A 24,531-nucleotide genomic window follows, 5' to 3' on the forward strand; every position below is an offset into this window, starting at 1 on the left:
CCCGGGAGATGTCCCACACCCGGAGGAGGAGACCCCTGTGATCGACATGCGCGAGACGTGCGCTGAGGTGGCTGCGCTGGTTGAGAGGGTGCGCGACGACCAATTGGCTGCCCCGACCCCGTGCGCTGAGTACACGGTTGCCGACCTGCTCGACCACCTGGACGGGGTGGCGGTGGGGTTCACTGTCGCTGCGGGTTCCAGCGTCGAAGCGGGTGGCTCGCGTGACCGGGTTGGGCTGGCCGACCGGCTTCGCGGCCTGGCTGGGGCCTGGGCCGTTCCGGCTGTGTGGGAAGGGGAGACCGAGGGGCCTGGGGGACTCGTTCTGCCGAACGCGGTGTGGGGGCGGATCGCGCTGACCGAGGTCGTGGTGCACGGGTGGGACCTGGCCACGGCGACCGGCAACGGGCTCGTGCTGCCTGAGGACGCTCTGCGTGCCTGCTACGAGCATGTGGTCCGGTTTGTTCCCGGGGCTCCGCTGCCTGAGCTTTGGGGGCCGCCTGTGGCTGTTGCGCCGGATGCGCCGTTGCTGGATCGCATTCTGGGTATCACCGGTCGCGCTCCGGTGTAGCGGGCTGGAGGCTGGGCTTTGGTGGGTGGATGTGCTCGGCCGCGCGCTTCGACTCAGGCCCGGTCGTTTGCCGGGTGTGCCCGGGTGGGTGGATGTGTTTGGCCGGGGCCCCTATGGCGATCATGTGCTCCAGTGCGTCAGGTGGGGCTGAAAAGATGCCCCACCGCCCAGGCAGGCTGTCACATGATCGCCACCCCCGGCCAAACACATCCACCCACCCGGGCAGTTGCTTGGTCGGGCCGCCGGTTGCGGGGGTGGTCGGCTGGCCGAGCGCATCCATCCACCCGGGCAGTTGGCTCGCCGGGCCGCCGGTTCTTGGGGTGGTCGGCTGGGCAAGCGCATTCGCCTACCCTGGCATCCGGTCGCCGGGCCGCCGGTTTCGGGGGGTGGTCGGCTGGCGAGCAACACATCCACCCACCCGGGTGTTTGCCCGCTGGCCCGCTGGCCCGCTGGCCCGCCGGGCCCGCTGGCCCGCCGGGCCGCCGGGCCGCCGGGTTTCGGGGTGGTTGGCTGGTCAGGGGCAGCCACCTGCCTGGGTGCTTGCTCGCCGGGCCGTCGGTTTCGGGGGTGGTCGGCTGGCGAGCAACACATCCACCCACCCGGGTGTTTGCTCGCCGGGCCGCCGGGTCGCCGGGTTTCGGGGTGGTTGGCTGGTCAGGCGCAGCCACCTGCCTGGGTGTTTGCTCGCCGGGCCGCCGGTTTCGGGGGTGGTCGGCCGGCCGAGCGCACATCCACCCAGTCGGGCATGGGCGTCGCCGGGCTGGCGGTTGGTGGGGTGGTCGGCTGGGCAAGCACATCCGCCCACCCGGCACCTGCTTGGTCGGGCTGGCGGTTTTCGGGGTAGCCGGTTGTTGCTGCGCTGGTGGGGGTTGGGGTGGCGGGGGCGGTCAGTGGGGTGATCGTGGGGCGAGGAGCAGGCCGGTGACGGCGTCGGTGAGGGCCGCGCCGACCAGGGGCCAGTCGGCGGGGGTGTTGGTGTCGGCGGCGGTGCGTTCCTGTTCGGCGCAGGTGTGGATGACCGCGAGCCGGGCGGTCTGCCTGCGCAGGGCCGCCTCCGCGGCCGGGAGGTCGGGGACGTGTGCCCAGACCGCCGCGTTGCCCTCCTCGAGGAAGGTTGCCAGCAGTGGGTCGTCATGCAGGCCCGCTGTGGCGCCCGGGTCCGTGTGGACCTGGGCGGTGAAGCGGGCGTACCAGCTCGGGTTGCCCAGTTCCGCCAGGTGCTCGGTGTAGGGGAGGACCAGGCTGGCGACGTGGTCGCGGGGCCGGGTGGACCCGCGCGCCAGCTCGACCAGTTCCCGGGTCCGGTGGGCGATGGGCTCCGCATGTGCGCGGGTGATCGCGCGGAGCAGGTCGGTGCGGGTGCCGACGTGGTAGCTCAGCGCGGAGTTGTTGGCCTGGCCCGCCGCCTCGACGATGCGGCGGTTGGAGACCCGGGCGAGGCCGTGCTCGGCGAAGAGGCGTTCGGCGGTGCGCAGCAGCGACCCGCGGGTGGCCTCGGCCTGCTCCCGCCGCGAAACCGGTCTCGGGAGCGCGGGTTCGCGCGACGACGTCTCGGTGTCCATGCGGTCATCCTCGCCCACCGCCGCCGTGGTGATGCGTTCCCCACTCCACGGCTTGTCGGTGACCCTTTCTCAGACAAGCGTCTGACTTAATCGCTAAGGTGGAACCGGACGGCTGTCCGAGCAACCGGTTCCCGGCGTTGCCCGCCGAGGGGCCAGTGAGGAGTCGAACGCATGACCACCGCGCAACCCCGCCCGTTCCCCTTCAGCCCGCCGCGCGGGTTGGAGCCCGAACCGCTGTTCGCCGAGCTGCGCAGGCAGGAGCCGCTGACCAGGGTGGTGCTCCCGTACGGCGAGCCCGCGTGGTTGGCGACCCGCTACGAGGACGTCAAGGTCGTCCTGGGCGACCCCCGGTTCAGCCGGGCGGCGGGCGCGGGCCGCGACGAGCCGAGGATGCGCCCGCACCCGGCGCCCCCGGGCAACATCCTGGGCATGGACCCGCCAGAGCACAGCAGGCTGCGCCGCCTGGTCACCAAGGCGTTCACCGTGCGCCGGGTCGAGCAACTGCGCCCGCGCACCCAGCAGATCGCCGACGACCTCGTCGACGCCGTGCTGGCCCAGGGTCCGCCCGCCGACCTGGTCGAGGCCTTCGCCCTGCCGCTGCCGATCACCGTCATCTGCGAACTGCTCGGCGTGCCCTTCGCCGACCGCGACGACTTCCGGTACTGGTCGGACGCGTTCCTGTCCACGTCGAAGTACACCCCCGACGAGGTCCTGGAGTGCATGGGCAAGCTGCGCGAGTACATGGCGGGCCTGATCGCCGAACGCCGCGAGCACGCCACCGACGACCTCCTCGGCGCCCTGGTCATCGCCCGCGACGACGAGGACCGGCTCTCCGAGGACGAGATGCTGTCGCTGGCCGAGGGGCTGCTCGTCGCCGGGCACGAGACCACGGCCTCGCAGATCCCCAACTTCGTCCACGTGCTGCTGAGCCACCCCGAGCAACTGGCGGCGCTGCGCGCGGACCTCGACCTGGTCCCGCAGGCGGTCGAGGAACTGATGCGCTTCGTCCCCCTCGGCGTGGGCGCGGGCATCGCCCGCTACGCCACCGAGGACGTCGAACTGGGCGGCGTCCTGGTCCGCGCGGGCGAACCGGTCCTCCCGGTCATGGCCTCGGCCAACCGCGACGAGTCGGTCTACCACGACCCCGACCACCTCGACCTCCAGCGCCAAGAGGCCTCCCACGTCGGTTTCGGCCACGGCCCGCACCACTGCCTCGGCGCCCCGCTCGCCCGCATGGAACTGCGCGTCGCCCTGGACACCCTCCTGCGGCGGCTGCCCGGCCTGCGCTTCGCCGGTGAGGGCATCGAGTGGAAGGAAGGCCTGTCCACCCGCGGCCCGGCCCGCCTGCCCGTCACCTGGGACAACTGACCCACCCCGCGGTGGGCGACCCGCCGTCGCCCACCGCGGGTCTTCCCCGGTCATCGGCGCTTCGTCGTCCCGGTGGGCCGGTCGCGGTGGCGCCCGCCCGGTCCCAAAGCCCCAACGGCACGCGGATCAATCGCAGCGATGCCGGATTGGGCGGCACGCAATCCCGCCACCACCCGCTGGGCGTCACTGTTCCAAGGCGGTCCGCAGGGCGTCGACCAGGCGTTCGCGGAACGCGGCCATCGACGGAACCTCCTCGGCGACCTGGCCGTCGGCGCCGTGGTACATGCCCGGCTCGACGTGCAAGGCGCACGACACCCCGGCGGCCCGCAGGCGGTGGGCGTAGTCGACGTCCTCGTCGTGGAACAGGTCCAGGTCACCAACGCCGATCCACGCCGGGGGCAGGCCGGTGAGGTCGGTGCGGCGGGCGGGCGCGGCGTACGGGCGGTCGTCGTCGACGCGCGGCGGGTGGCCCAGGTAGGCGGTCCAGCCGAAGCGGTTGGCGGCGGGCGTCCAGACGAAGGCACCGCGATTGCCGTGGTCGGTGCGCAGGACCGTCCGGTCGTCGAGCATCGGGTAGACCAACGCCTGGAACCGAACGGGCACACCGGTGTCGTACGCCCGCTGAGCCAGCGCGGCGGCCAACCCCGCACCCGCACTCTTCCCGCTGACGGCCACCCGGTCCGGGTCGACACCGAGCTCGGCGGCGTTGTCGTGCACCCACCGCAACACCCGGTAGCAGTCATCCAGCGCGGCGGGGTACGGGTGCTCCGGCGCCAGCCGGTAGTCCACGTTCACCACCAGCACGTCGAGTTCACCGGCCAAACGCGCACACCACGCATCACTGGCAGCCGCACTCCCCAACACCATCCCGCCGCCATGAATCCACACCACCACACCACCGGGCCGCCGACCACCTTCCTTGCGATGCACCGACACCCCGACAGCGGGAACCCCGCCCCCGGCGGGAACCGTCCGCTGCTCGGTCCGCACACCAGGGTGTGGCCGCGGCCGCGGCACCGACTGCTTCCGGAAGACGGCCAGGGTGACCGAGTTGAGGCTGAGCGGCAGGTACAGGGTCCACTGCCGCAGTTCCGGCGCCACGTCGGCCACCGCTCGGTGGCGGGCCAGCAGGCCCTTGGCGGCGAACCCGGCGCCGATCGCGGCCAGTCCGGCGAGCACCCGCCTCGGTGTTGAGCTCACGGTGTCGTGCCTCCTCCATCAAACCGCCCGCACGCGCTCGGTCGGGCGGTTCAGCGGTGCCGCTCCTGGTCGTACTCAGTGGAAGCGCCCATGCCTCGAAGAACACGGGCACTGCCCTCGCAGAAGCCTGCCAGGTCGTCCGCTCGCTGTGGGCCCGGGTGCCGGCAGCGCCCCGCCATACTCCTGACCGCCCCGCCACCACCGCGCGCCGAAAATCGTGCCCAACACAGTAAGTAACCAGGGGACTACACTTGCCCGGTTCGGCGCGAAAGTGATGCTAAAATCCACTTCGAGCATCTAAAGGCGCAGGTCAAGAGTCTTCCCCGCGCGAGCGGGGCTGTTCCGTCCAGGCCGCACCCGGGCTCCCACTGGTCGTAGTCTTCCCCGCGCGAGCGGGGCTGTTCCCTACCTGGTCGGCATCCTGACCGCGGTCGCCGGGTCTTCCCCGCGCGAGCGGGGCTGTTCCCCCGCTGACCGGCACTCCGCGAAGGAGCACGCCGTCTTCCCCGCGCGAGCGGGGCTGTTCGGCGTGGTTCGAGGTCGCGGCCTGCGGTGGTTCTCGGGGCGCTCAGGTCCCGACCGGGTGATCAGACGCGTTGCCGCGATTCTGAATCATCGGGTGGGTTGTGCTCTGTGCTGTGGGGGCGGACCGGGATACGATCATGGTCCGGAGTTCACGTCCGAGGAACGGGAGGCACGCGTCAGGTGCGGGACCGTGGTGGCTGCAGGCTGCGGCGTTCGTCCCGCGACGCGGCGAGATGATGGTTGGCATCAAGATCGAGGCGGTGGAACGGTCGGTCGACGACGTCTTCAGCGAGGACTACCGCTTCACCATTCCGCTCTACCAGCGTCCCTACGCGTGGACGACCGAGCAGGCGGGGGAACTCTTCGACGACCTGGTCGTGGCGGCGTCCGGGGACGCGCCCCTGGAGGAGGTCGATCCGTACTTCCTCGGCAGCATCGTCCTGATCAAGGAGGTGGGGAAGCCCGATTCGCAGGTGGTGGACGGGCAGCAGCGCCTCACCACCTTGGCGCTGTTGCTCGGTGCGCTGCGCCTGCACGTCCACGATGACTTCGCCGCCTCTCTCGACAAGCGGCTCCTGCAGGAGGGGGACCCGCTCAAGGGGACCATCGACCAGTCGCGGTTGACCTTGCGTGGCAATGACCAGGCGTTCTACGTCAAGCACCTGCAAGCCCCGGCGGCGTTGGCCGAGGCGGCCACCCTGTCCGTCGACACCCTGCTCGACAGCCAGCGCAACCTGCTGCTGAATTCGCGGTTGTTCCTGGAGCGGCTCGGTGAGCTGTCCGAGGCCGAGTGCACGCGGCTGGTCCTGTTCGTCGTCCAGCGGACCTTCCTGGTCATCGTTTCCACTCAGGACTTCAACTCCGCCTTCCGCGTCTTCACCGTGCTCAACGAGCGCGGGCTCGACCTGACCCACTTCGACATCTTGAAGTCCGAGGTCATCAGCACGATCCCGGACGCGGACCGGGAGAGCTACGCCAAGAAGTGGGAAGAGGAGGAGAACGCCCTCGGGCGCCCCGGCTTCAACGAGTTGTTCTCCCACATCCGCATGGTCTTCGCCAAGACCAAGGCGCGGGGGTCCATCCTCAAGGAGTTCCGCAGCGCGGTCCTCACCGGGCAGCGCACCGGGCGCGCGTTCATCGACGACGTGCTCGTGCCGCTCTCCGGTGCCTACGCCACGGTGACCCGGGCCGACTACGCGGCTCCCGGTGGCGCTGATGCCGTCAACAACCTGTTGCGGTGGTTGGGCCGCATCGACAACGTGGACTGGATTCCGCCCGCCATCGCCCACCTCAGTCGCCCCACCACCGACGCGGCGTCGTTGCGGGAGTTCCTCACCGGGCTGGAGCGGCTCGCCGCGAGCATGCTCGTCCGGCGGGTCGACACCACCCGGCGCATCGAGCGCTACGGTCGGGTGCTCACCGCGTTGGAGACGGGGGAGGACCTGTATCGCCCCGATTCCCCGCTGCAACTCACCGAGGCCGAGAAGCGGGACACCCTGCTGCGCCTCGGGGAGGACCTCTACACCGCCGCCCGCGTCCGCCTCTACGTCCTGCGCCGCCTGGACGCGGCGCTGTCCGACAGTGGCGTCACCTACGACCACAGGATCGTGACCGTGGAGCACGTGTTGCCGCAGTCCCCGGCGGCGGACAGCCGGTGGAACCGCGACTTCACCCCGGACGAGCAACTGCACTGGCGGCACAGGTTGGCCAACCTGGTCCTGCTCAACCGCCGGAAGAACACGGCTGCGGCCAACTACGACTTCGACGTCAAGAAGGCGAAGTACTTCACCAGCGTCAACGGCGTTTCCTCCTTCGCGTTGACCACGCAGGTGCTCACCGTCGACGAGTGGACCCCGTCGGTGCTCGAGGAACGCCAACAGCAGCTCCTCGACACCTTGGCCGCGGTGTGGTCACTGCGCTGACGACCTCAGCGCAGGCCGCGCTTCCACTGCATCCACGGGGAGTCGGGAACCTCGGTCACCCGGCCGCCGTCGACCGTGATGGTGCGGTCGGTGATGGCTGCCAGGGCTTGGTGGTCGTGGCCGATCAGCAGCAGGGCCACGCCGGTGCGGGTGGCCGCGTTGTCCAGGGTTCGCAGGGTGGTGGCCCGGGTGGTGGCGTCCAGGCCGCTGGTGACCTCGTCGCAGATCAGGAGGCGGGGGTGGGCGAGGAGGGCTCGGGCGAGGGCGCAGCGCTTGAGCTGGCCGCCGGAGAGTTGGTGGGGGTGGCGGGTGCCGACGAAGAGGCCGAAGGCGTCGAGCAGGGCGGTGGCTTCCGCTCGGGCCTCGGGTTCGGGGAGGCCGCGCAGCCGGGTCGCGGTGGCGGCGACCTGGCCCAGGACGTCGCGGAATTCGTCGAAGGAAGCGTGGGCGTCCTGGTGCACGTATTGGATCGCCCGGAGCTGTTCCCGTGAGCGTTCGCGGACGTGCGCGGGGAGGGGCAGGCCGTCGAGCGTGGTGGAGCCCCCGGAAGGCGGGAGGAGACCGGCGATCGCGCGGGCCAGTGTGGTCTTGCCCGCTCCGGACGGGCCGATCACCGCGGTTCGGCTCGCCTCGGTCAGGGTCAGGTCCGTCGGTCGCAACAGGACCGTGTGTCCCACTCGCACGGTGAGGCCCGCCGCGACGACCACGGGTGGTGTGTTCGCCACCGGGCCCGGCGGGAGCGGGGGGTCCTCGGTCAGGAGGGCGGCGGTGCCGGGGTGCCGGGGAGCGGTGAGCACCGCGTCGGCGGGGCCGGTTTCGATCAGGGCGCCGTGTTCGAGGACGGCGATGTCGTCGGCGGTCGCGCGGGCCAGGTCCAGGTCGTGGGTGAGGAGCAGGAGGGCCATTCCGGCTGTGGACAGCGCTCGCAGGCGTTCGGCGAGGCGTTCGCGGGATCGGGGGTCGAGGCCGGTGGAGGGTTCGTCGAGCACCAGCAGGCTCGGGGCGGTCACCAGGGTGGTGGCCAGCGCCATCCGCTGCTGCTGGCCGCCGGATAGCTGGTGCGGGAACCGGTGCCAGTGCTCGGGATCGAGCCCGGCCGCGTGCAGGGCGCGTTCGGCGGCGGCGACCCGGGCGGCTCGGCCGCGGTGGCCGACCGCGGCCAGTTCGACCAGGACGGAACCGCACCGCCGCACCGGGTCCAGCACGGCGCCCGGGTGCTGCGGCAGGTGCCCCACCGCCCCCGCCCGCGCCCGCCGCCGCTCGCGGGGACCGAGACCCAGCAACTCGATCCCCCCGAGCCGCACGGTCCCGCCCAACCGCACACCGCGCCGGGATTCGCCGAGCGCGGCCAGGCCGAGCGTGGTCTTGCCCGCACCGGAACCGCCCAGCACCGCGAGCACCCGCCCGGCTCCCAGCCGCAGGGAGACGTCCTCGAGCAGCGCGCGGTCGCCCGCGTCCGCGCGGAGTCCGTCGAGCCGCAGCAGGGTCATCCGGTCCTCCGCCCGCGCCCCAGGACCGAGTCCGCGACCAGGTTGGCGCCCACGCACAACCCCACCAGCAGCGCCGAGGGCACCAGCACCACCGCGGGCTGCGCGTCCAGGGCGTCGCTGTTGCGGTCGATGACCACGGCCCAGTCCACCGACCCCGACGGCAGGCCCAGCCCCAGGAAGTTCGCCGACGCCACCAATCCCAGCACCAGCGCGACCCGCGTTCCCGCGTCGGTGGCCACCGGCCCCAGCGCGGACCGGGCGACGTACCCGACGTGGATTCGCCACCACGACTGCCCCTGCAGGTACAGCGCCTCCACCGCCACCCGGCACCCCGGTGCCAGCGCCGCCGCCCGCACGACCCGGACCACCGCGGGCACCTGCACCGCCGCCGCGGTGAACACCAGCACCACCGCCCCGCGGTGCCCGGTGGCCGCGAGCACCATCAGCACCAGCAGCGACGGGAACGCCAGCACCAGGTCCAGCCCGCGCATCAGGACCTCGTCGACCACCCGCCGCTGCCCGGCCGCCACCAACCCGACCGGCACGCCGACGCCGTAGGCCAGCCCCAGCGCCGCCGCGGTGAACCCCACCACCGACAGGCCGCCGGAGAGCACCACCGCCAGCACGTCGCGCCCCAGCACGTCGGTTCCCAGCGGGTGCCCGGCCCTCGGGGGCGCCGACGGCGCACCGACCGGGTCGACCGACCCGGCCACCAGCGGTCCGCCCAGTGCCACCAGCAGCGGGACCACCAGCAACACCCACCCCAGCGCCCGGCTCACCGCAGCACCAGCTCCCGGCGCGGGGTCAGCCGGTGGGCGACCAGGTCCGCCGCCAGGTTGCCCAGCACCACCACCCCGGCGAAGACCAGCACGTACCCCTGGATCTGCGGGATGTCGCGGTTCTGCACCGCCTCCACGAACCCCGTCCCCAACCCCGGCACCGCGAACAGCGACTCCACCACCACCGCGCCCGTGAGCAAACCCTCCACCGTCCGCGCGAGCTGCTGCACCACCGGCGCCGAGGCCCCCGGCAGCACGTGGCGCAGCACGACCGCGTGCTCCGGGAGGCCGAGCAACCGCAGGTGCCCGGCCACCTCGCCCGCGCTGTGCTCCGCCACGCCGATGCGGATCTGCCGCGCCAGGTCGCACAGCTGCCGCGCCACCAGCACGGTCACCGGCAGCACCAGCACCTCCGGCCGGGCGAGCAGGTCCACCCCGGCCGCGGTCGCCGGGAACAGGCCGCCGTGCACGGCCAGGCCCGCCACCAGCAGCAGGCCGAGGACGAACTCCGGCACCGCGTGCAGCAGCACCGCGACCGACGTCAGCACCCGGTCCACCCGGGAGCCCTCCCGCAGCCCGCTCGCCACCCCGACCAGCAGGGCCAGCGGCAGCAGCACGAGCAGCGTGACCCCCGCGAGCAGCGCCGTGGCGGCCAAGCGGCGACCGATCTCCTCCGCCACCGGTAGGCCGGTCACCAGGGATTCACCCAGGTCACCGGTGAACAGGCCGGAAATCCAGCGTCCGAATCGGACGGTCAGCGGCTGGTCCAGGCCCAGGCGGGCGCGGACGACCGCGACGTCCTCCGGTGCGGCGTGCTCGGTCAGCACCACCGAGGACGCGTCGCCGGGGAGCAGGGCGGTCATGCCGAACGTGGCCACCAGGACGACCAGCGCCTGCACCGCGGCCAGCCCCAGGCGCCTGGCCGGGTAGCCCGGCACCTCAGGACAGGGTGACGCGGTCGAACCTGGCCCAGTCGGCGGTGTTCGGCGGGGCGCCCACCACACCGGACACCCGCTTCGACGTGGCCACCGTCCAGTTGCTGAACCCCCAGGCGAGCAGCCCGGCCCGGTCGTGGGTGATCCGCTGGGCCTCGGCGAGCAGGGCCAGCCGCTGCCGCTCGTCGGCGGTGGCGACGGCGCGGTCCAGCAGGTCGTCGAAGTCGGGGGAGGTGAAGCCGTTGGTGTTGCTGGAGCCCCGGGTGCGGAAGCGCTGCTTGAGGAAGGTGGGCACGGGCAGGGTGGCGGTGCGGGTGTGCGCGGCGACGCCCTTGGTCTTGATCTCGGTGAAGTAGGTGCTCGACGCGCGGGTGCTGGGGGTGACGACCAGGCCGATCTCCGAGAGCTGGCGGGAGATGAGCGTCGCCGCCGTCTCGAAGCAGGGGTCGATGTCGCTGGTCTCCAGCGGGAACGCCAAGCCCTCGGCACCGGCCTCGCGGACCAGCGCGCGGGCCGCGTCCACGTCCCGGCTGCGCTGGGGCAGGTCGGCGGCGTACCCGCGCAGGCCCTTGCCGAACAGGTCGTTGCCCACCTCGCCGCGCCCGGACAGGGCGATCCGGTTCAGCTCGTCGCGGTCCACGCCCAGCAGCACGGCCCGCACCAGCCGGGGGTCGGAGAATGGCGGCTCGGTGAGCCGCAGGGCCACGCCCTGCATGGTCGTCAGCCTCGTCTCCAGCAGCGACACCCCGGACTCGCCGGTGAGCCGGGCCGCGGTGCCCGTCGCCAGGTCGTGGGCGTAGTCGACCTGGCCGGACAGCAGGGCGTTGACCCGCGCCGCCTCCTCGTTGACCGGGACGAACTCCAGTTCCGCCACGGTCGGCCGACCCTCCCAGTGACCCTCCCAGGCGTGGAACACGGCCGGGCCGCCCGGGGTGAAGGACCCGAAGCGGAACGGCCCCGAACCGACCGGGGCGGTGAAGTCCGTGGTCCCCGCGGGCACGATCTCGGTCCCGGGAGCGCCCAGCCCCGAGGCGAACTCGAAGTCCGGCGCGGCCAGCACGAACTCCACCTCGGTGGGGGACAGCGCCCGGCTCGCGCCGAAGTCCACCGTGGCGAAGTACTGCCGCGACGACGACGCCACCGCCGGGTCGGCCACCCGCCGCAGGCTGTGGAGCACGTCCTCGGCGGTCACCGGCTTGTTGTCGTGGAACGCGGCTTTCCGCAGCTTGACCCGCCACCGCCGCCCGGTGGGGTCGCTCTCCCAGGACTCGGCCAGCCGGGGCCGCAGCGACATGTCCGCGTTGTAGGCAACGAGGGTGTCGAACAGGGCTTTCGCCCGCGCTTGGTCGACGAACAGCGACACCAGCGCCGGGTCCAGCGTCTCCTTCGACCCGCCCGCGGCGAACGCGACCCGCAGTCGCCCGGACGCGGCGGGACCGGGGCCCGCGCAGGCGGTCAGGGGACCGAGGACGGCGGCCCCGAGGACACCGCCCAGCAGCGCGCGGCGGGAGAACTGGACCATGGTGGCGACCTCCGGGACGGCGAGTGCTGTCCCGGGCGTCCGCGCGGCGCGGAACGGGGACCCGTTCCGCACTCCGCGACAGACAGGGTTGTTCGTGTTCCCGGGCGGGCATTCCGACTCGTGGCGCGCGGCCACTCACGGTTGCGGGTCAGCGCCGGATTCGCACCGGCTTCCCCCGCCGGGGGACTGTTCGGTTGTGCGAGGACCGTAGCCCACGGCCCGTGCCCGGTGGCACGTGACTCCGGGCACGGTGCGACGTCCGCTCCGGTTCAGCCGAAGGTGACGGACTCGGTCTTGACCGTTCCCGCCCGGCGCCCAGGAGCGGTGTGGTGGTCCCAGCAGAGGTTCGTGTGGTCGATCACCTTGTCCGGCGCCGGTGCGCCCCACTCGGAGAGGTCCTCGGTGGTGTGCGCGTCGGCCACGAGCGTCGCGTCGTAGCCTCGGGTGATCGCCCCGTGCAGGGTGCCCCGAATGCACGCGTCGGTCTGCGCGCCGCTGACGACGAGGCTGCCCACCCGGTGTGCCGCGAGCACGGCCTCCAGGTCGGTGTCGTCGAAGGAGTCGGCGTAGGCCTTGTGCACCAACGGTTCTGACTCGTCCTGGACCAGTTCGGGGACGTACTGCCACTTCTCGCTGCCCCGGGGGAACTCGTCCGAGTGGTGCTGCACCCACACGACGGTCGTGCCCGCCGCGCGGGCCCGGTCGACCAGGGTGGCGATGTTGGCGATGACGCCCTCCCGGTTGTGCGTCCCCGCCATGACCCCGTTCTGGACGTCGATGACGAGCAGCGCGGTGTTCGGGCGGTCGGTCAGGGTGGTCATGTCGCTCCTCGGGGTCGGTGTGCGTCCACCGTAGGACCGGGCACCGACAGAATTGCCGGGTTCTCGCGGCGGAACGGCCTGTGGATACGAAGAGTGCGAATCCGATCACGCACCGGTACCCTTGGCGGCTCGTGGTCGAGTGCGAGTCGGGGGAACTGCCGGTGAAGGCGAAGGTGTGGGCGCGAATCGCCCTGGTCGTGCTGTTGTCGTTGACGGGGCTCGCCGGTGTGGCCTCGGCCGCCCCGGTCGGGCGGGTGCCGGTGGTGCTGTTCCCGGCCTTCCACCTGAACAGGTTGGAAGTCGTGGTGGCGGGCCAGACGGCGGCGCCGGAGTGCCCGAGGACCGGCCGTTTCCAGGACTGGTACCGCAACGACCGGCCGAGCGCCGATTTCAGCCAGGTGTGCCAGGACAAGCTGCTGACCCTGCGGTACAGGGCCGACCGGGCGGTGCCGATGTCCGCGCGCTTCTCCGAGCAACCCGGGGTGCGCGTGCGCCTGGTCGACTTCGGACGGACCTCCAGCGCCCCCTTCTACGAAACCATGTACCGCAGGCTGGAGTCGGTGGGCTACGTCCGCGACCGGGACATCCGGGTGGCCGGTTACGACTCGCGCCTGACCCCCGACATGGGCGGCTTCCTGCCCCGGACCGTGCGCCTCATCGAGGACACCGTGCGCGCCAACGGCGGCCGGAAGGTCCACCTCGTCGGCCACTCCAACGGCCCGCTGTACGCCCACTACCTCCTGACCCACACCACCCGCGAGTGGCGCGATCGGCACATCCACGGCTTCACCCCGATCGCGGGCAACTTCCCCGGCCAGGGCCTGCTGTACCCGACCCTGTTCACCGGCCTGAACATCCAGGACTTCGGCTACCCCACCACGGTCGAGAACGCCGAGAGCAGCGCCCGCATGTACCAGGCCGCCCCTTCCACCTACATGAGCGCCGCCGACCCCGAGGTCTTCGGGGACCGGGAGGTCGTCCTCACCGACCGGTCGACGGGCCGTTCCTACACGCCCCGCGACCACCCCCGCCTCCTCGCCGACGCGAACCTCCCCGTCGCGGCCGAGATCGCCCGCCACTACGTGGGATTCGTGGAGTTCACCAGCCCCCGGTGGTTCCCGAACGTCGACGTCCACGCGGAGAAGGGCTCCGGCCTGTCGACGGTGGTGGGCGCCACCCTGCCCGACCTCCGCACCGGCCAACTCCTCACCCCGCCCCAGTTCCTCACCCGGGACGGCGACGGCAACCAGGAAGACCTCACCAACGACGCCGTCCGCGTCTGGAACGCCATGCGCCACCACCACTTCTCCCTGACCGACAACCCCGGTGTGGACCACTTCGCCCTCCCCAACGACCCCCAGGTGCTGGACCGCCTGGTCGCCACCCTCCAGACCCCGTGAGCACCGGGCAACCGGCCTCCCGCGCCCTGCTGGCAGGCGCGGTGTCCTGCTGGCTCCTGGCGGTGGCGGTATACCTGATCGCCGAGGCGATCGCCGCATCAGCGTTCCCGGGCTATTCCTACGCGACGAACTACATCAGCGACCTCGGCGTCCCGGAGGTCGCGACGGTCGACGGGCGTGCGATCGACTCACCGCTGCACGCGGTCATGAACGCGGGTTTCATCGCCCACGGCGTCCTGTTCGTTGTCGCCGCGCTCCTCGCCGCCCGAGCGGCGCCCGTGCGGCACCGCCGCTGGTTCGTCGTGCTCGCGGTCGTCCACGGCGTCGGGATCGCCCTGGTCGGCATCTTCTCCGGCAGCCAGGAAGCCCTGGAGAGCGGACTTGCCGCCTTCCACGTCATCGGCGCGGCCATGGCCATCATCGGTGGCAACCTCACCGCGATCATCGCCAGCCGCACAGCACGCCACGGCGTCTCAGCCCTGAGCCTCGCCCTCGGAGTCGTGGGCATCGTGAGCGTGGTGATGCTCGTGGTCGACTCCGGGACGACCGCGATCGACCTCCTGCCGGACGGCATCTGGGAGCGCCTGTCGGTCTACACGATCCAGGCGTGGGAACTCGTCGCCGCCGCTGCGGCACTCGTCTGGCTCCGCCGCACCCCGATGCCCTGAGGGCGGTGTCGAGCGGGTCGCGGCCACGCTGGTGATCAGCCGTGGGTCAGCTCGGTGGAGACGACCCAGAGGCGCTGCGCGGTGGCGGGGTCGAGAGCCCATTCCTTGACGCCGTGCGGGTGGTCGGCCATGGTGGCGTCGTCGGGCACGGTGTACGCCTCCCGGGCGTCGTCGAGGTAGTGCCCGCCCGTGCGGGTGAACTGCGGCGCGACCGCGGCGACGACGGTGGTCGCGGCGCCCTGCCCGATCGTCCTGTAGCCGAAGACGCCTGCGGCTTCGGCCGCGTCGAGGGACCGCCTCTGCGCCGGGGTGAAGTTCCGCTGCAACCCGGTCACGATCCCGCCGGGGTTCACCGCGTTCGCGAAGATCCCGTCGGCGGCTCGTCGGCTGATGGCGTCCGCGACTGCTCGACCGGCGGCCGCGTTCCGGACGGCGAGGGTCACCTCGGCGCCGGAGGCCGTGAGGGCGCGGGCCGTTTCGGCGCCGATTCCCGAGGACGCGCCGGTCACGTCGAACGCCGGCACCGCGAGCCACCGGGACGCGGTGCTCGAATCGGTGCTGCTCACCTTCGCCCGCCACGGCTACCGCAAGACCTCCATGGAGGAGGTGGCGCGAACGGCCCGGATCTGCCGGCCGGGCCTGTACTTCTTGTTCGAGTCCAAGGAAGCGCTGTTCCGGGCCGCGTTCACCCGGGCGCTGGAACAGGACCTCGCCGCAGCCGAGGCGTTCCTCGCCGCCACCGATCGGCCGCTGCGCGAGCGCCTGGCCGGAGCCTTCGACCGTTGGGCCGGGACGTCACGAACGTCATCGAGCAGAACCCGGACCTGCTCGGTGGGATCGTCGAAACCGCGCCGCTCCGCTTCGCGGACCTCGTCACCGACGCGATCGCCGAGACCGTGGAGCGGGCGTCCGCGATCCGGATCGCGCAAACGCTGATCAGCGTCTCGATCACCCCTCGCCGACCAATTGCGGGACACCTCTCAGCAGCTCTTGCCGACGTTGTTCTCGTACTCGTACGCGCACCTCGGCAGGGCGTTGTCGTCACCCACGTTGTCCACGGTCAGGATGCCCACCGGCCGGGTCGCGCCGGTCGCGGAGGTGGTGAAGTCGATGGTGCCGGTGGCGCCCTGGTAGTCCTTGAACCCGCGCATCTCGTGCGCGATGGCGCCCCGGTTGGGCGAGTACGGCGGCTGGGTGGTCGACGGGACGTCGAGCGGGTCCGGTACGCGGCGGCGCTGCTGGTTGAGTTCGACGGCGTGGACGAACAGGCCCGCCGCGTCGTAGGCCAGGCCGACGCGTTCGCCCGGCCACGGCCTGCCGGAGCGCTTGTCCTCGGGCAGCTTGCGGTAGCCCTCGCAGAACGCGGTCAGCGCCTGGTCGTCCGCTTCGCCCGTTCCACCCGGGCGGCACTTGCCCTCGGCGAGCACGACCCTCGGGGCCAGGGACACGAAGGAGGCGGGCCGGCCCGCGAGGTTGATGTCCTGGCGCACGCTCTGCTGGGCCATGAACCGGGACACGGTGTCGTCCCCGACGACGATCGGCTGTTCCTGGCCCGGTTTGCCGCAGGTGGTGACGACCTTGATCAGGAAGTTGCGGAAGTCGTTCTCCCGCCCCGCGTAGAACAGCATGGTGTCCGCGCCGCAGGCGGGCACGATCTCGCCGACCTGATCACCCCAACTGCTCGGCGTGGAGAGGATCCCCCGCTCCCGCAACGCATTCGCGCTCTCCTCGACCAGGGTGCGCAGGTAGTTGTCGCTCAGGTTCGGGTGGTACACCATGACCCGCCGGACGCCCAGGGTCGCCGCGTACCCGGCGATGGCGCGGGCCTGCGTGCCGTTGGGCGGTACGAGCTGGAAGTACAGCGGCGACAGCGACGGCAGGATCGTGCCGGTGAGCGTGGTCGCCACGACCGGCACGCCGTGGTCGCCCAGCGCCCCCAGCGCGCTCTCGGTGGCGTCGGTGGTGAGGCCCAGGTTGACCATGCCGAGCACCGACGGGTCTTCGTCGATCATCGGCAGCAGCAGGTCGTCGACCACCGTGCGGGCGGTCAGCATCCCCTCGCCGCCGTTGGCGACCACGATCCGCAGCAGTGGGCGGTCGTAGTTCTCCACGTTCAGCGCCCGCTGCTGGATGTGCAGCCCCTCCAATTCCTCGGCGATGGACGCGTCGGTGCCGGGGGACTCCTCCGCGTGCGTCAGGTCGCCGAAGTAGACCAGGCTGACCAGTGGCCGCCCGCTCGCCTCGTGCAGGTCCTCGGCGACGCGGTTGGAGGCGAAGAGGTCGCGCTGGGCCCGTTTCAGCCGCTCGTCGGTGCCGAAGACCTGGCTGGCGTCGTCGCTGTAGCCGACGCACTCGTCCAGGTCGTCCATCCAGCGCACCGCGACCCCGTCGCCGATGGTCAGCGGCAGGCAGCCGTTGCCGTAGCGCTGGGCGGCGGGCAGGACGACGGCGCTCACCAGCGCGATCACCACCAGCGCGAAGGTCAGCACCAGTGCCCACCGCCGGGCCAGCACGGGCGGCTTGGGCGACTGGTGGCCGTCCCAGGTCCGCCAGGCCGCGTCGTCGGCGTCGCTGGGGCCGTCGCCGCCGGGGTCGGGGACGGACAGGAACAGGAAGCGGGCGTCGGCGCTGAGCTTCTGCCTGCCCACCGGGAGCCCGTTCTCCCACGCCTCCAGCGCGGCCCCGGCCTCCTGCGCGCGCCACGGCGCCTCGCCGGGGCGCAGGTCGTCCGGCTTGCGCTGGGCGGTCGCCACCACCAGCAGCGGGTCGTGCTCGGTGGACTCGTTGCGCACGTCGTTGATCAGGCGCAGCAGCTTCCAGCCGCCGTTGCCCTGGGTGATGCCCTCCAGCAGCACCACGACGTGGGAGGTGTGCCGCCACCGGCGCGGCCGCAACCGCCTCGGCCGGAACTCGGCGCGCAGGTCCTGCAGGAACGCGTGCACCAGCAGCTTCTCGACCTGGGTCGCGCTCTCCCGGCCGCGCCGGTCGTCGGCGAGCCGGTCGGCGAAGTCGACGAACCGGGTGGAGTGGCCGGGCATCATGAACGGCTGCCGCATCAGCCACCGGGGCTCGCCGAAGGTGCGCCACAGGCCGAACCGGGCCAGTCGGAACAGGTCCGGCACCAGCGTCAGCAGCCGCAGCCAGAGCGAGTCGCCCCCGGTCTCGGGGGACAGCGCCGACGGTCTGCCCTTGGTGTGCCACTCGCGCAGGGCCTGCACCGTCGGGAACGTCTCGTCGCGCTGCACCGCCTTGCCCGCCGAGCGCCGCGTCAGCCAGTCGACGAGGTGGTAGTGGCGGAAGCGGGCCCGCCGCGTGGAACCGTAGACCGGCAGGCGCAGGCCCTGGCGCAGTTGCTCCAGCAGCGGCAGCACCGGCTGCCGGTCGCCCGGCTCGTCCGGTTGCTCCGAGCCCTTCTCCGCGACCACCCTCGCGAACGGCGGTTTCCGGGTCCGACCGGACATGCCCTCGGCCAGCCCGTCGAGCACGTCCGCGCCGGACGGGCCGACCAGGCACACCAGCGGCAGCGGCCGGTCGCCGCGCAGGTCGCTGTTCTTCGGCCCCAGCCACCTGGGGCGCTCCACCAGGCCGATGAGCAGCCCGACCAGGTTCGACAGCCCCCGAAACCGTCGGCGGGCGGGTACCCGGGGCGCCGCGTCCGTCGTCATCCGGACATTATGTGGCACCGCGCCCGCCAGGATGAGGCTTTGACAACTTGTGTCCAGCCCGCGCGGCGTGGTGCCTCAGACCCGGTTGCCGGAGCTGTCGACGACCACGGTGTCGACGCCCGCCGCCAGGAAGGGCGCCAGGGCGTCCGGGTCGGCGGTGACGCCGTCCGCGCCGAGGAAGGCGCGGTCGAAGGTCATCCGGTCCAGGGCTGCCTCGGTCAGCGGCCCCACGAAGCCCTGCGACACGTGCCGCGGGGTGCCGCCGAGGCACTGCACGTGGATCTGCTCGACGTCGGCGAGGGCCTGCAACGCGGTGAGGCCCGTGGTGGCGACCGTCAGCGGGGACGTGGTGCGCAGCTCCAGCGCCAGGGCGCCGGTGGTGGAGCCCGCGTCGAGCACCACGTTCTCCCCGGGGCGGACCTGGGCGGCGGCCCACCGGGCGATGGCCTGCTTCTGCGCGTAGGCGTCGCCGATGCGCTGGCGCAGGGTGGTCTCCGGGTGCGGGTCCAGCGCGATCGCCCCGCCGTAGGTGCGCGCCAGCCTGCCGTCGGCGGTGAGCTGGGCCAGGTCGCGGCGGATGGTCGACGCGGTCACCGCGAACTCGGCGGCCAGTTCCTCCACCGACGTCAGTGCGCCGGTCGACGCCAGGCGCACGATCTGCTCCCGGCGCCACCGCGACCCCTGGCGCTGGCCATCGCTCGACACGGTCGGTCCCCTCAGCTCGTCGCCGCCGGGCTCGGCGACATCCGCGCCGCCTGGCGCAGTGCCTCGATCATGCTCCGCACGTCAACCTCGCCGGTGCCCGCGATGTCGAAGGCGGTGCCGTGGTCGACCGACGTGCGGATCACCGGCAGGCCCACGGTGATGTTGACCCCGGCCTCGATGCCCAGGACCTTCACCGGCCCGTGCCCCTGGTCGTGGTACATGGCCACGACCAGGTCGTAGTCACCGCGACCGGCGACGAAGAACGCGGTGTCGGCGGGCAGCGGGCCGTGCACGTCGATGCCGTCGGCGCGCAGCACCTCCAGCGCGGGGACGATCTCCTCCTCCTCCTCCTCCTCGCCGTACCCGAACAGCCCGTTCTCCCCGGCGTGCGGGTTGATGCCGCAGACGCCGATGCGCGGCTCGTCCACCCCGGCCCGGCGCAGCGCCTCGTGCCCGCGGCGCACCGTGCGCTCCACCAGGCCCGGCTCGATCCGGCGGATGGCGTCGAGCAGGCCGATGTGGGTGGTCACGTGGATGACCCGCACCTTCGGCGTGCTCAGCATCATCGACACCTCGTTAACGCCGCAGAAGTGCGCCAGTAGCTCGGTGTGCCCGGGGTAGCGGTGGCCCGCGGCGTGCAGGGCCTCCTTGTTCAGCGGCGCGGTGCAGATGCCCTGGACCTCCCCGGCCAGCGCCAGCTCGGCGGCCACCCGGACGTACTCGTAGGCGGCGTGCCCGGCCACGGCCGACAGCTCGCCCCACGGCAGGTCGGCGGGCAGCAGCCCGACGTCGAGGACGTTGATCCGACCCGGGGTGAACTCGGCGGCGGCGACCCGCTCGACCACGACGACGTCGGGCTCCAGGCCCAGCACCCCCGCCGCCGCGCGCAGCCGGGCCGCGTCGCCGATCACGACCGGGCGGCAGTCCGGCCGCGGCTCGACCAGCGCGCCGACGACGACCTCGGGGCCGACCCCGGCGCCGTCGCCCATGGTCACGGCGATCAGCGGGGTGGTGGAGCTGCTCATGGGTGGCGTGCCTTCCGTCGGGTGGGCGCCGCCGCGCAGCGCGGCGGCGATCTCGATCAGCGATCCCGGGCCGCCGAAGCTGCCCGGGCGGGTGACGACGTGCCTGCCGCCGTCCGCGCGGCTGCGCACCGCGCCGTGGTGCACGGAGTCGAGCGGGGTCAGGGTGCGGACCCCGAGCGCGTCGAGCACCCGGCGGGCCGTCTCCCCGCCGGTCAGCGCCAGTGGTGGGTCCGACGACCCGGGCGACGAGCCGCGCGAGCGCGGCGGACACCAGTCGGGTCTGCTCGGGCCGCACGGGAGCGTCCCGGGCGGGTCGCAGCACGACCGGCCCCGCCTCCAGCGCCGCCGCGACGGCGCGGGCTGCTTCGGGGTCGTCGGCGAGCAGCACCGTGACCGGCACCGCGCACTCGGTGACCCCGGTGGCGACCAGCGCCCGCACCTGCGCGTCGGCGGTCGCCTCCGCGGTGCCCACCACGACGAGCGGGTGGACGTCGGTGGTGGGGTGGCTGTCGGTGCGCGTTCCGCGCAGCAGGGTGCGGCCGAGGGCGGCGGCGAGGCCGCCGGAGCCCGCGAGGGCCACCCACGGTGGTGCGGCGGCCACGACGGCGTCCAGGTCGGCGTCGGTCTCCGCGTCGCAAACGGGGATCTTCGCCGCGTCGAGGACGAGTACCTGGAGTTTGCCCGCGCCACCGGCCTGTCCACAATGGTCTACAACCCGCTCGGCGGCGGCCTGCTAACCGGCAGGCACACCTTCACCGAGGACACCACCACCGGCCGCTTCGGCGACTCCCGCTTCGCCGCGATGTACCGCGAGCGCTACTGGAACGCCGACCTGTTCGCCGCCGTCGAGCGGCTGACCGCGATCGCCGCCGGGGCGGGCATCCCCCTCACCGAACTGGCGCTGCGGTGGCTCGCGGGCTCCCCCCGACGTGCACGCGCTGCTGCTCGGCGGCTCGAAGGTCGAACACCTGCGCCAGAACGTCGAGGCCGCGGCCCGGGGTCCGCTGCCCGATGATGTGCTGACCGCCTGCGTGGAGGTCGGCGCCGTCCTGCGCGGCCCGATGCCCGTCTACAACCGCTGACCCCGCCCGGCCTGGCCGACATCGCCGAGATCTGCGCCACCCCCGGCCTCGACGGCGTCTACGTCGGCCCGTCCGACCTCCGCATCGCCGTGGGCGGCGCCTTCCCCGGCGACCCGGCCGTGGCCGAGCAGTTCGAGGCGGCCCTGACGACCATCCGCGAAACCGCCGCGAACACGGGCATCGCGGCGGGCATCCACACCTCCGCTGGCGAGGACGCCGCCCGCCGCCTGGGTGACGGTTACACCTTCGCCACGGTCGCCTCCGACCTCACCCACCTGGAGCAGATCGCGGCCGCCCACCTGGCGGCAGCCCGCGCCTGACGCCGGGCGCGGCCCTCGGTCCCGGTGGAACCCGAGGACGGGTGCGGTCCCGACGGGCCCGGTGGCGGTGCCGCCTCGACATACCTCCGTCAGTACGCTTGGCTGGGACGTCGGAGGCCCCTCGGGTTGTGGTGCCCGGGCCGAACCGCCACCGCCCACGGAGGTCCGCGACATGGTGCCTGCCAGTTCCGATGACGTGTGGAGAGCGGCGCGGCAGGGGTTCGGTCGGGTCCTCAGGTCGCTGCGCGTCGAGGCGAACCTGAAGCAGGGCTCGGTTTCCGCGGCGATCTCCGCCTCCGATTCCGCCTTGTCGGACCTGGAACGCGGTGTGGGAGCCCGGCCGCCCAGGAGGGACGTGGTGCGGCACTACGTCGACCACTGCCTCGGTGCCATCGCGGCCGACGAGGCCGTCCTGCGGGAACGGCGCAGGGCGGTGTGGGTCGCGTTCGCGCAGCTCGAGGCACTCCACGAGCAGCTCGGTGACATCGCGGGACCCGAGCACGCGCCACCGGGGGGAGCGCCGAGCACGCTCCGACGGGACGTGCACGCCTTCACCGGCCGGGTGGACGAGTTGGCCCTGCTCGTCGAGACCGCCGAGCAGGTGGACACCGCCTCGCACCGCGTCATCGCCGTGCACGCGGTCGACGGGATGCCCGGGGTCGGCAAGACCGCCTTCGCGGTCCACGCCGCGCACCTGCTCGCCGACCGGTTTCCCGACGGGCAGGTGTTCCTCGACCTGCACGGCCACAGCCCCGGTCGAGCGCCGGTCGACCCGCGCGACGCGCTGGCTTCGCTGCTGGCCGCCCTCGGGGTCAACCCGCTCGACCTGCCCGAGGGTGTCGAGGCGCGGGCCGAACTCTGGCGCAAGGTCCTCAGCGGGAAGAGGGTTCTGCTGGTCCTCGACAACGCGGCGGACCACGCGCAGGTGGAGGCGCTGCTGCCGGGTGAGGGGCGCTGCCTGGTGCTGGTGACCAGCAGGCGCAGGCTAGTCGAGCTGGACGTGGTGTCGATCGACCTGGCCCCCCTCAGCGCCGACGAGGCGGAGCGGATGTTCCAGGACCTGGCCGCGCGCCCGGTGTCGGAACCGCGGGCGCTGGGGGAGCTCGTGCGGCTGTGCGGTCGGCTGCCGCTCGCCCTCGCGATCCTGGCGGCCCGCTTCCGGAACCGGAAAGCGCTGAGCGTCGCCCGGCTGGTCGAGGAACTCACCGACGCCGGGAATCGGCTGCCCGCCCTCCGGTCGGGGGACCGCGCGGTCGCCGCGGCGTTCGACCTGTCGTACCGCGACCTGCCACCCCGGCGGCAGCGGTTCTTCCGCCTGCTCGGCCTGCACCCCGGCGAGGGCATCGAGCGCTTCGCGGCCGCGGCGGTGTGCGGGATCGACCCCGACGAAGCCGAGGCCCATCTCGACGCCCTCCACCACGAGCACCTGGTGGACGAGATCCTCCTCGGCAGGTTCCGGATGCACGACCTCATCGCCGAGTACGCCCGCGCGCTGGTCGGACTCGACGATCCGGACCCCACCGCGGCGGCGCTGGCCTCTCTGCTCGACTTCTACGAGCAGGCGGCGGGCATCGCGGGCGACCTGCTGGCGCGCGGTTCGCGCGATGACGAGACCGACACCGGGGCCGCGAGCCGACTCCCCCGGTTCGCCGATGCCGCCCAGGCCATGGACTGGACCGACGAGGAGCGGGCGAACCTGCTGATCTGCCTGGACTGGGCGGAGGAACCGGAGCGGGTCGTCGGCTTCGCACTCGCTCTCGCGCCGTACCTGAGGCGCACCGGCCCCTGGGACCTGGTGCTGCGGGTGCACCACCGCGCGGTCGGGGCAGCGCGTGCGCTCGGTGTCCCCGAGGTGGAGGGGCGCACACTGCTCGAACTCGGCAAGACGGAGTTCTACGCCGACAACTACGAGCGGGCGCAGGTCGTGCTGCGCGGCGCGGTCAAGATCTTCACCGAGCTCGGCGACCACAGCCGGGTGGCGCGTGCGCTGATGAGCCTGGGGCAGACCTGGATGCAGACCGGGGACTACTCCGACGCCGAGGAGGCGTACTCGCAGGCGCTCGCAGCGCACGAGCAGGCTGGGGACGTTCGTGGGGTCGCCGCCGTCCTGGTGGAACTCGGCACGCTGCACTACTACCAGGACGAGTACGCGGAAGCGGTCGACACCAACAACCGGGCACTGCGGATCTACGAGGAGCTCGGCGATCACCCGGGTCAGGCGACCGCGCTCAAGGGCCTCACCCACGCTTTCCTGTTCAGCGACGACTACGAGCGCGCCCACGACGCGGCGACGAAGGCCCAGCTTCTCTTCCGAGACCTGCGCATGCGCTTGGGGGAGGCGCAGGTGCTGTCGCTGTTGGGCAGCATCGACGTCGCCCGTGGCCGCTTCGCCGAGGCTCGCGACAGCCTCGAGGCCGCCGTGCGGGCCTACGACGGGCTGGGCGACCGCGCGGGTGTCGCCATGGCCATGATCGAGCTGGGGATCGCCCTGCGCCACCTGGGTGAGTTCCCGCGGGCCGAGGAAACCCTGCGCGCGGCGCTGGCGCTGTACGAAGAACTCGGCGAGCCCGCGGGGAAGGCCGCGGTGCGCAGGGAACTCGCCGAACTGCTGACGGCCTCGGGCAAGCTGCCGGGTGCGCTGGCGCTCCTCGACGAGGCGGAGGCGCTCTACCAGAAGCTCGACGACCGGTACGGCAAGGCCGCGACGTCCAGCGCGTACGGTGCCTGGCACCTGGCCTCGGGTGATCCGGGTGCCGCGCGGAGCAGGTACGCCGAGGCGCTGCGCTTGGCCAGGGACATCGCGGGACCGGCGGAGGAGGCATCGGCGCTGGCGGGAATGGCCCGCGTTGCCAGGGCGCTGGGCGAGCACGAGGCGGCGGACCGGGCCTTCCGGGAGGCCGTGGCGATCCACCGGCGCATCGGCTCGGGCAAGGCCGCTGGACTCGCCGCTGAGGCGGGGCTGGAATGACGGGGG

The 24,531-nt window shown here is 72.7% G+C and carries 20 protein-coding genes and 1 riboswitch; of the genes, 9 read left to right on the forward strand and 11 right to left on the reverse strand.

The window, feature by feature from the left end:
• Window positions 1–46 precede the first annotated feature (46 nt).
• Window positions 47–568: a TIGR03086 family metal-binding protein gene (locus DFQ13_RS01545; RefSeq protein WP_181399821.1), complete on the forward strand. Its 522-nt coding sequence runs from the start codon at window positions 47–49 to the stop codon at window positions 566–568.
• Window positions 569–1,455: 887 nt separating this feature from the next.
• Here DFQ13_RS01545 and DFQ13_RS01550 read toward each other — a convergent pair.
• A complete protein-coding gene (locus tag DFQ13_RS01550; protein ID WP_052021045.1) occupies window positions 1,456–2,130 on the reverse strand; it encodes a TetR/AcrR family transcriptional regulator in 675 nt (224 codons plus the stop codon).
• A 171-nt stretch (window positions 2,131–2,301) separates the two neighbouring features.
• On the opposite strand from DFQ13_RS01550, the gene DFQ13_RS01555 reads away from it, so the two are divergent.
• Complete coding sequence (locus tag DFQ13_RS01555; protein WP_110078526.1) at window positions 2,302–3,498, forward strand: cytochrome P450; 1,197 nt, start codon at window positions 2,302–2,304, stop codon at window positions 3,496–3,498.
• A gap of 183 nt (window positions 3,499–3,681) precedes the next feature.
• Here the strand turns inward: DFQ13_RS01555 and DFQ13_RS01560 are convergent, their stop codons facing one another.
• Complete coding sequence (locus DFQ13_RS01560; RefSeq protein ID WP_110078527.1) at window positions 3,682–4,698, reverse strand: alpha/beta hydrolase; 1,017 nt, start codon at window positions 4,696–4,698, stop codon at window positions 3,682–3,684.
• A 761-nt stretch (window positions 4,699–5,459) separates the two neighbouring features.
• On the opposite strand from DFQ13_RS01560, the gene DFQ13_RS01565 reads away from it, so the two are divergent.
• Window positions 5,460–7,145 carry a DUF262 domain-containing protein gene (locus tag DFQ13_RS01565; RefSeq protein WP_181399789.1) on the forward strand — a complete coding sequence of 562 codons (1,686 nt, stop codon included), beginning with the start codon at window positions 5,460–5,462 and terminating at the stop codon, window positions 7,143–7,145.
• 5 nt (window positions 7,146–7,150) lie between these two features.
• Here DFQ13_RS01565 and DFQ13_RS01570 read toward each other — a convergent pair whose 3' ends face one another.
• The 5 genes from DFQ13_RS01570 to DFQ13_RS01590 all read right to left on the reverse strand — a co-directional run bounded on the left by DFQ13_RS01570 (window position 7,151) and on the right by DFQ13_RS01590 (window position 12,692).
• Window positions 7,151–8,635, reverse strand: a complete 1,485-nt coding sequence (locus DFQ13_RS01570; RefSeq protein ID WP_110078529.1) for an ABC transporter ATP-binding protein — start codon at window positions 8,633–8,635, stop codon at window positions 7,151–7,153.
• The gene (locus DFQ13_RS01575) at window positions 8,632–9,414 is read right to left on the reverse strand and encodes an ABC transporter permease (protein ID WP_233438217.1); all 783 of its coding nucleotides are present in this window, start codon (window positions 9,412–9,414) and stop codon (window positions 8,632–8,634) included. Before DFQ13_RS01575 ends, DFQ13_RS01570 begins: the two co-directional genes overlap by 4 nt.
• Window positions 9,411–10,352, reverse strand: a complete 942-nt coding sequence (locus DFQ13_RS01580) for an ABC transporter permease (protein WP_219994212.1) — start codon at window positions 10,350–10,352, stop codon at window positions 9,411–9,413. Before DFQ13_RS01580 ends, DFQ13_RS01575 begins: the two co-directional genes overlap by 4 nt.
• 1 nt (window position 10,353) lies before the next feature.
• Complete coding sequence (locus DFQ13_RS01585) at window positions 10,354–11,943, reverse strand: ABC transporter substrate-binding protein (protein ID WP_233438218.1); 1,590 nt, start codon at window positions 11,941–11,943, stop codon at window positions 10,354–10,356.
• Between the two features lie 14 nt (window positions 11,944–11,957).
• Window positions 11,958–12,096, reverse strand: a riboswitch (cobalamin riboswitch).
• A gap of 44 nt (window positions 12,097–12,140) precedes the next feature.
• The gene (locus DFQ13_RS01590) at window positions 12,141–12,692 is read right to left on the reverse strand and encodes an isochorismatase family protein (RefSeq protein ID WP_110078531.1); all 552 of its coding nucleotides are present in this window, start codon (window positions 12,690–12,692) and stop codon (window positions 12,141–12,143) included.
• A 161-nt stretch (window positions 12,693–12,853) separates the two neighbouring features.
• On the opposite strand from DFQ13_RS01590, the gene DFQ13_RS01595 reads away from it, so the two are divergent.
• On the forward strand, window positions 12,854–14,092 hold the full coding sequence (locus DFQ13_RS01595) for a lipase/acyltransferase domain-containing protein (RefSeq protein ID WP_146241020.1): 1,239 nt from the start codon (window positions 12,854–12,856) through the stop codon (window positions 14,090–14,092).
• The gene (locus DFQ13_RS01600) at window positions 14,089–14,760 is read left to right on the forward strand and encodes a DUF998 domain-containing protein (RefSeq protein WP_219994215.1); all 672 of its coding nucleotides are present in this window, start codon (window positions 14,089–14,091) and stop codon (window positions 14,758–14,760) included. The genes DFQ13_RS01595 and DFQ13_RS01600 overlap by 4 nt, the downstream gene beginning before the upstream one ends.
• A 35-nt stretch (window positions 14,761–14,795) precedes the next feature.
• Here the strand turns inward: DFQ13_RS01600 and DFQ13_RS01605 are convergent, their stop codons facing one another.
• Complete coding sequence (locus tag DFQ13_RS01605) at window positions 14,796–15,326, reverse strand: SDR family NAD(P)-dependent oxidoreductase (protein WP_110078533.1); 531 nt, start codon at window positions 15,324–15,326, stop codon at window positions 14,796–14,798.
• Between DFQ13_RS01605 and DFQ13_RS01610 the strand changes: the two genes are divergently transcribed.
• The gene (locus DFQ13_RS01610; protein WP_219994217.1) at window positions 15,316–15,696 is read left to right on the forward strand and encodes a TetR/AcrR family transcriptional regulator; all 381 of its coding nucleotides are present in this window, start codon (window positions 15,316–15,318) and stop codon (window positions 15,694–15,696) included. The genes DFQ13_RS01605 and DFQ13_RS01610 overlap by 11 nt on opposite strands.
• Before the next feature lie 44 nt (window positions 15,697–15,740).
• Here DFQ13_RS01610 and DFQ13_RS01615 read toward each other — a convergent pair whose 3' ends face one another.
• The 3 genes from DFQ13_RS01615 to pdxA form a co-directional block, all read right to left on the reverse strand.
• Entirely contained in the window at window positions 15,741–18,425 is a 2,685-nt protein-coding gene (locus DFQ13_RS01615) for a type 1 periplasmic-binding domain-containing protein (RefSeq protein ID WP_110078534.1), read from the reverse strand.
• Window positions 18,426–18,500: 75 nt separating this feature from the next.
• Window positions 18,501–19,130: a DeoR/GlpR family DNA-binding transcription regulator gene (locus tag DFQ13_RS01620; RefSeq protein ID WP_110078535.1), complete on the reverse strand. Its 630-nt coding sequence runs from the start codon at window positions 19,128–19,130 to the stop codon at window positions 18,501–18,503.
• An 11-nt stretch (window positions 19,131–19,141) separates the two neighbouring features.
• Window positions 19,142–20,344, reverse strand: a complete 1,203-nt coding sequence (gene pdxA, locus DFQ13_RS01625; protein ID WP_219994219.1) for a 4-hydroxythreonine-4-phosphate dehydrogenase PdxA — start codon at window positions 20,342–20,344, stop codon at window positions 19,142–19,144.
• Here pdxA and DFQ13_RS34320 point away from each other — a divergent pair.
• The 3 genes from DFQ13_RS34320 (at window position 20,319) to DFQ13_RS01640 (ending at window position 24,525) form a co-directional block, all read left to right on the forward strand.
• The gene (locus DFQ13_RS34320) at window positions 20,319–21,170 is read left to right on the forward strand and encodes an aldo/keto reductase (RefSeq protein ID WP_233438219.1); all 852 of its coding nucleotides are present in this window, start codon (window positions 20,319–20,321) and stop codon (window positions 21,168–21,170) included. The two genes, pdxA and DFQ13_RS34320, sit on opposite strands and share 26 nt — an antisense overlap.
• A 78-nt stretch (window positions 21,171–21,248) precedes the next feature.
• Window positions 21,249–21,557: an aldolase/citrate lyase family protein gene (locus DFQ13_RS01635; RefSeq protein WP_267897632.1), complete on the forward strand. Its 309-nt coding sequence runs from the start codon at window positions 21,249–21,251 to the stop codon at window positions 21,555–21,557.
• 172 nt (window positions 21,558–21,729) lie between these two features.
• Window positions 21,730–24,525 carry an ATP-binding protein gene (locus DFQ13_RS01640; protein ID WP_110078537.1) on the forward strand — a complete coding sequence of 932 codons (2,796 nt, stop codon included), beginning with the start codon at window positions 21,730–21,732 and terminating at the stop codon, window positions 24,523–24,525.
• The last annotated feature ends 6 nt before the right edge of the window (window positions 24,526–24,531 follow it).

This window comes from Actinokineospora spheciospongiae, assembly GCF_003182415.1.
GTDB classification, from domain to species: Bacteria; Actinomycetota; Actinomycetes; order Mycobacteriales; family Pseudonocardiaceae; genus Actinokineospora; species Actinokineospora spheciospongiae.

Coding starts and splice junctions, on each gene's coding strand:
- DFQ13_RS01550 (WP_052021045.1), bottom strand. CDS start 2,130: ATGGACACCGAGACGTCGTCGCGCGAACCCGCGCTCCCGAGACCGGTT.
- DFQ13_RS01545 (WP_181399821.1), top strand. CDS start 47: ATGCGCGAGACGTGCGCTGAGGTGGCTGCGCTGGTTGAGAGGGTGCGC.
- DFQ13_RS01590 (WP_110078531.1), bottom strand. CDS start 12,692: ATGACCACCCTGACCGACCGCCCGAACACCGCGCTGCTCGTCATCGAC.
- DFQ13_RS01555 (WP_110078526.1), top strand. CDS start 2,302: ATGACCACCGCGCAACCCCGCCCGTTCCCCTTCAGCCCGCCGCGCGGG.
- DFQ13_RS01565 (WP_181399789.1), top strand. CDS start 5,460: ATGGTTGGCATCAAGATCGAGGCGGTGGAACGGTCGGTCGACGACGTC.
- DFQ13_RS01570 (WP_110078529.1), bottom strand. CDS start 8,635: ATGACCCTGCTGCGGCTCGACGGACTCCGCGCGGACGCGGGCGACCGC.
- DFQ13_RS01640 (WP_110078537.1), top strand. CDS start 21,730: ATGGTGCCTGCCAGTTCCGATGACGTGTGGAGAGCGGCGCGGCAGGGG.
- DFQ13_RS01615 (WP_110078534.1), bottom strand. CDS start 18,425: ATGACGACGGACGCGGCGCCCCGGGTACCCGCCCGCCGACGGTTTCGG.